At 57.6% G+C, this 682-nt stretch carries 1 rRNA gene; it reads left to right on the top strand.

What is annotated here, in order from left to right:
- A 23S ribosomal RNA gene (locus IE277_RS46790) occupies positions 1–682 on the top strand; the annotation flags it as partial.

The raw sequence follows: 682 nt of genomic DNA, 5'->3' as shown, positions 1-682 counted from the left end.
AGTCGTGGACGGTTGACGAGTGAGAATGCAGGCATGAGTAGCGATTCACACGTGAGAAACGTGTGCGCCGATTGACTAAGGGTTCCTGGGTCAAGCTGATCTGCCCAGGGTAAGTCGGGACCTAAGGCGAGGCCGACAGGCGTAGTCGATGGATAACCGGTTGATATTCCGGTACCCGCTGTGAAGCGTCAAACATCGAACCAGGCGATGCTAAGGCCGTGAAGCCGTTCCGGACCCTTCGGGGAAAGGAAAGTGGTGGAGCCGCCGGACCAGACTTGCAGTAGGTGAGTGATGGGGTGACGCAGGAAGGTAGTCCAGCCCGGGCGGTGGTTGTCCCGGGGTAAGGGTGTAGCCCGAGTGGTAGGTAAATCCGCCGCTCATGCAGGGTGAGACCTGATGCCGAGCCGATTGTGGTGAAGTGGATGATCCTATGCTGTCGAGAAAAGCCTCTAGCGAGTTTCATGGCGGCCCGTACCCTAAACCGACTCAGGTGGTCAGGTAGAGAATACCGAGGCGTTCGGGTGAACTATGGTTAAGGAACTCGGCAAAATGCCCCCGTAACTTCGGGAGAAGGGGGGCCACGTCTGGTGATGGGTTTTACACCTTGAGCTGGGGGTGGCCGCAGAGACCAGCGAGAAGCGACTGTTTACTAAAAACACAGGTCCGTGCGAAGCCGTAAGGC

It is taken from the genome of Streptomyces alanosinicus (assembly GCF_014650595.1).
Taxonomy (GTDB): Bacteria; Actinomycetota; Actinomycetes; order Streptomycetales; family Streptomycetaceae; genus Streptomyces; species Streptomyces alanosinicus.
Note: the sequence above shows the minus strand (reverse complement) of the source record. Positions and strands in the feature narration are given on the sequence as shown.